Genomic DNA, 4,868 nt, shown 5'->3' on the forward strand with positions numbered 1-4,868 from the left:
TCCCCACTCCCCACTCCCCTAATGAAGAATTTCCTCCATTTGATTCTTACTCCAAAGGGAACTATAAACACCAGGAAGTGCCACTAACTCAGTGTGAGTGCCACTTTGAACAATTCTACCTGCCTCCATCACGAAAATCCGGTCAGCAGTGGCGGCAGCAGAAAGTTGGTGGGAAATAAAAATAACAGTTTTGCGATCTACACTAGTAGAGAGATTTTCCAGAATCTGAGTAGCGGTTTGATTGTCAACACTAGAAAGTGCGTCATCCAAAATCAGCACAGGCGCATCCATGAGCAACGCCCGCGCTAAGGCTGTACGCTGTCGCTGCCCTCCAGAGAGAGTAATTCCCCTTTCCCCCACAATCGTTTCATACTGTTGGGGAAAGTTAATAATTTCGAGGTATATTTGTGCTTGCTTGGCGACATATTCCACTTCTGATTGTTCGCTTAAAGGGGAACCGTAGCGAATGTTATCTTTGATACTTGCACTGAAGAGGAAACTTTCTTGGGGAACGTAAGCAATCGCACCCCGCAAGTCTTTTAAGCTTAACTGCGTGATATCATGTTCATCTAAAAACAATTGATTTACACCAATATCTAACAGGCGGGGGAAAGTATTTACTAAAGTAGATTTTCCAGAACCAATTGCTCCGACAATAGCTACAGTTTCCCCTGGATTAATAGTGAAGGTGATATCTTGTAGTGCTGCCGTTTTAGCTCCAGGAAAGGTATAGGTAAGATTTCGAGCTTTTAATTCACCCTTGACAGGTAATGGTAGCTCAATTGCTGATTGGGCTTCTTTAATTTTCGGCTCAACCATTAGAATCGATTCAACTCGATCTATACTAACTTCACCCCGTTGATAGGTACTAATAGTGAATCCTAGTAGTGCAGTAGGGAAAACCAAACGATCTGCATAAATAATAAGTGCGACAAAACCACCAATAGTAATCTCACCTTTGGCAATTGCTGCGGAACCAAACCATAGCAAAGCTAGTAAGCTGATATATGCGAGGGCTTCAATTACTGGGAACAGGAAATTACGAGTACCTGCCAAATTTATATTTGCTGCTAATAGACGTTGATTAAGGTTTCGGAAGGCGCAGCGTTCGTTTTCTTCCTGGGCGTAAATTTTAATCAGGGAGATACCACTCATATCTTCCTGAATCATTTCGCTTAGGTTAGATAGTTCTTCCTGAACTTCTTCCTGTTGATTTCGCAGCTTCTCACTAAAAAGTTGGACAATAATTAACATGAATGGATAAACCGCGATTGCCATTACCGTTAACTTCAAGCTAATCGACATCATTACAGGTAATGTCATCCCGTAGGCAAATATTATATTTGCCAAACTTAAAATAGAAAAACCTAATAAACGCCGAACATTATCAACATCACTAGTAGCGCGGTTAATTAAATCTCCCGATGTATTCGTGGAAAAATATGCAGGTTCTAGTGCTAGAAGATGTTTGAAAATCTTTTGCTTGAGGTCAAATTCTACCTTACGTCCGACTCCAAAAATCAGAATCCGCGATGCCATCCGAATGATCCACATTAAAGAGCTGAGGATCAAGATGAGCAAAACAAAACGCCAGATGCTATCGAAGCTTAAAGCAGTAGAGAGTTTGTCAATACCATCCCTCAGCAGTAAGGGGATGTAAATGCCAATTCCATTGACAACTAGGAGAGCCAGAATACCTTGGTATACCTGAGTTCGGTGAGGACGCAGATAACCAACAAGTTTTTTGATACGGGAGTTAGCCATTTTACTAGTTGTTAGTTGTTTGTTGTTTGTTGTCTAATAGGTATCTCGCCTGTTTCAGTTATCATTTGTTCGACCAAAAACGAACAACAATTTGCTCTGAGCAGATTGCAACAAATAACAAATAACCAATAACAAATAACAAACAACAAATAACAAATAACCAATAACTAATCTATCAAAAGCTTCCCGGTGCTAACCAACCACGCAAGTAGTAGTAAATCGAGGATAGAAATTCTTCAAACACCCGCGTGGTGACGCTAAGTGATTCGACAGAAGGAATCAGAGAATCAACTTGAAAGTTTAATTTTGGAGTTGAACCAGACTGAAACCGGAAGAAACCAGTTGGCTTTGCCATCACATTAGTGAGACCAACATCTTTAAAAGTTTGTCGAGTCCGACTGCTATTGACAGCAGAATTGACTACAAAAACACGTTGGTTAGCTAAACCTCTTTCCCTTAATATTTTTTCTGATGCTTCAGCAGATCCACGCAGATCCGTACTATTGGGATCGACGACAATCTGGCTTTCAGGAACACCCAATTGAATTAGCAACCTGCGGATATCATTACCTTCAGTAATTTGGTCTTTACTTCCTTGCAAATTTGGTCTTGGCCCAGCACTAACGATCACTAAGGGATCGTTACCAGATTCCCGATATAGTTGGGCGGTATAAAGAATGCGATCGCCAGTATCTGTTAGTTGAATTTGAGTTCGAGGTGGTATATTAGGTTGGGTGGTTCCTTGTCCGATCAGGACGATCGCAGAAGCGGTTTTCGTTCCCGCCTCTTGAGGTGTAAAGGCTCGTTGTTCAGCACCCTGCGCCAGCAAGTTAGAAAATAATGGGGTACTCGATAGCAGCAAAATCAGTAAAGCTGCTAAAACTTGGTTCTTAGATTTAGCTAGATCGTTCCGTATCGCAAAGCCTAAGAGTAGGATACATGCTCCCACAGGCTTGAGAGGAAATGATAGAACATTCCAAATAGATGACACTAATTGATTAGAAGGTAAGAAAAACCCCATCACAATCACAGCAAACAAAAACAAAGCCCCTATTAAGGTAAAATACTCTTTTGGTATGATGTCCTTGAAGAGCTTATAGAGCATCACTGTGATTAGTATCCACAGCAATATTTGGGTAAGTAGTAGAAACGGCATAACCATCGCTCCTGTGAATAAATAAACAAGCGGTTAGCGGCGGGTCGTTGACTCTAATCTAACTCCTGTTAGGCTTTGACACTCCCCGGTCTTCCATACACGGGGATTCTTAAGACATCAAGCGCCTTAATATCCCGAGCGGCAAACCTTCGCGCAATCTTTTTGCCTTTTGGCGGTCTGCTATCCTAGCCTTACAAGGATCTATCCTCAGTCGTAGACTTTCCCCCAGTCGGTCGGTAGGTTTTTATGTCTCAGTACTGACGTTTTAACAATATCATGGCAGGATAAATCCTGCGACTGCCTTACCCTCCGGGAACGGATAGCGCGTTTCCCCGAACTAAAGTCACGGGGTTTTCAGGCTATTGTCTTATAAATCGAAACATGTGAATGGTGTTAGCGTGCTGCAAGTCAAACCAATAATTTTAGTGACTGGCGGAGCCGGATATATTGGCTCTCATACCGTGTTAGCGCTCTCTAGGGCAGGCTACAGGGTTATTGTACTTGATAACCTGGTCGGCGGACATCAAGAGTTTGTGGCAGATATATTACAGGTAGAGTTAGTAGTGGGGGATATTTGCGATCGCCCAATGTTAGATCGGCTCTTTGCCAAGTACAAGATCGCGGCGGTACTACACTTTGCTGCTTATATCGCCGTAGGTGAGTCGGTGAGCGACCCAGCCAAATATTACCGCAATAACGTCAGTGGCACTCTCACCCTCTTGGAAGCGATGGTGGCTGCTAATGTGAAAAAATTAGTTTTTCCTTCCACCTGCGCCGTCTACGGGATGCCTAAGCAATTACCCATGACCGAAGATCATCCTAAAGATCCCCTCAATCCCTATGCTACTAGTAAGTGGATGATGGAGCAAATGCTGGAGGATTTCGATAGAGCTTATAATTTACGCTCAATAGTCTTTCGCTTCTTCAACGCTGCTGGAGCTAACTCAGAGGGGTTATTGGGGGAAGATCACCACCCAGAAACTCACCTGATTCCCTTGGTACTTCTTGCTGCTTTAGGGAAACGGGAGTCCATTTCCATTTGCGGAACGGATTACCCCACGCCCGACGGTACCTGTTTGCGAGATTATATTCATGTTAGCGATCTGGCAAATGCTCATATCCTAGCTCTAGAATATCTCCTGGCAGGAGGTAAAAGCGAAGTGTTTAATTTAGGGAATGGTAATGGCTTCTCCGTGCGAGAGGTGATTGAAACAGCCAAGCAAGTGACCGGAAAAGAGCTAAAAATCATCGAGTGCGATCGCCGTCTTGGGGATGCCCCTATTTTAGTGGGTAGTAGTGACAAAGTTAGAGAAATTCTCGGTTGGTGCGCTCAATACCCAGACTTAAGCAAAATTATCACCGATGCTTGGCAGTGGCATCAACAGCGTCATAGATGAAGGATGAAGTATGAAATAGGAATGATGAAGTATGATATTTTCTTATGCTTCAACCTTCAACCTTCATCCTTCATCCTTCATCATTGAATTTTTTAGTTAATTTTGGGTTAAAAGAATTGCTAGTGAATAACGAAACTCAGCCTGTAAAGACTCAAAGCAATCCAAATCCAGCGCAAAAAGCTACGATTTCTGTAGAAGCTCGCATGAGTCGCTTGGAGGCAATTGTCGGACAAATAGGTCAAGCGGTTCTTACGACTACCGAGACTGTTGAGCGTCTAGCGACTCGAATCGATGCCCTTGCTGTCAGCGTGCAACATCAAGGACAGCAAGTGCAACAACAGGGGTATCAACTCTTTGCCTTAAGTGATGCAGTGCAAACCTTAGCAGAACGTCAAAATGAGTCTTTGGAGAATCTTGGAGAATTGATAGAAACACTACAACGCATCGCTACTGCTCTCGAAGCAAAACAAAAGTAAGCAAAAGGATGAAGGATGAAGTATGAAATATGAAGTAAAAAAATAGTTTTCCCCTCCACTCCCCATTCCCCACTC

4 protein-coding genes are annotated in these 4,868 nt (G+C 43.0%); 2 read left to right on the forward strand and 2 right to left on the reverse strand.

Going from position 1 to position 4,868, the window contains the following annotated elements; genetic code table 11:
- Nucleotides 1-18 precede the first annotated feature (18 nt).
- Nucleotides 19-1,764 carry an ABC transporter ATP-binding protein gene (locus NJ959_RS25445; protein WP_254014553.1) on the reverse strand — a complete coding sequence of 582 codons (1,746 nt, stop codon included), beginning with the start codon at nucleotides 1,762-1,764 and terminating at the stop codon, nucleotides 19-21.
- 175 nt (nucleotides 1,765-1,939) lie between these two features.
- Entirely contained in the window at nucleotides 1,940-2,920 is a 981-nt protein-coding gene (locus NJ959_RS25450) for a YdcF family protein (protein ID WP_254014554.1), read from the reverse strand.
- A 398-nt stretch (nucleotides 2,921-3,318) separates the two neighbouring features.
- Between NJ959_RS25450 and galE the strand changes: the two genes are divergently transcribed.
- Nucleotides 3,319-4,317, forward strand: a complete 999-nt coding sequence (gene galE / locus NJ959_RS25455; protein WP_254014556.1) for a UDP-glucose 4-epimerase GalE — start codon at nucleotides 3,319-3,321, stop codon at nucleotides 4,315-4,317.
- Between the two features lie 44 nt (nucleotides 4,318-4,361).
- Nucleotides 4,362-4,793, forward strand: a complete 432-nt coding sequence (locus NJ959_RS25460; protein ID WP_254014555.1) for a hypothetical protein — start codon at nucleotides 4,362-4,364, stop codon at nucleotides 4,791-4,793.
- Nucleotides 4,794-4,868: the final 75 nt, after the last annotated feature.

Source organism: Limnofasciculus baicalensis BBK-W-15 (assembly GCF_024178385.1).
Lineage (GTDB): Bacteria > Cyanobacteriota > Cyanobacteriia > Cyanobacteriales > Coleofasciculaceae > Limnofasciculus > Limnofasciculus baicalensis.

What these genes read in the sequence shown, in the direction of transcription:
- NJ959_RS25460 (WP_254014555.1), top strand. Translation starts at nt 4,362, where the DNA reads ATGCTTCAACCTTCAACCTTCATCCTTCATCCTTCATCATTGAATTTT.
- NJ959_RS25450 (WP_254014554.1), bottom strand. Translation starts at nt 2,920, where the DNA reads ATGCCGTTTCTACTACTTACCCAAATATTGCTGTGGATACTAATCACA.
- NJ959_RS25445 (WP_254014553.1), bottom strand. Translation starts at nt 1,764, where the DNA reads ATGGCTAACTCCCGTATCAAAAAACTTGTTGGTTATCTGCGTCCTCAC.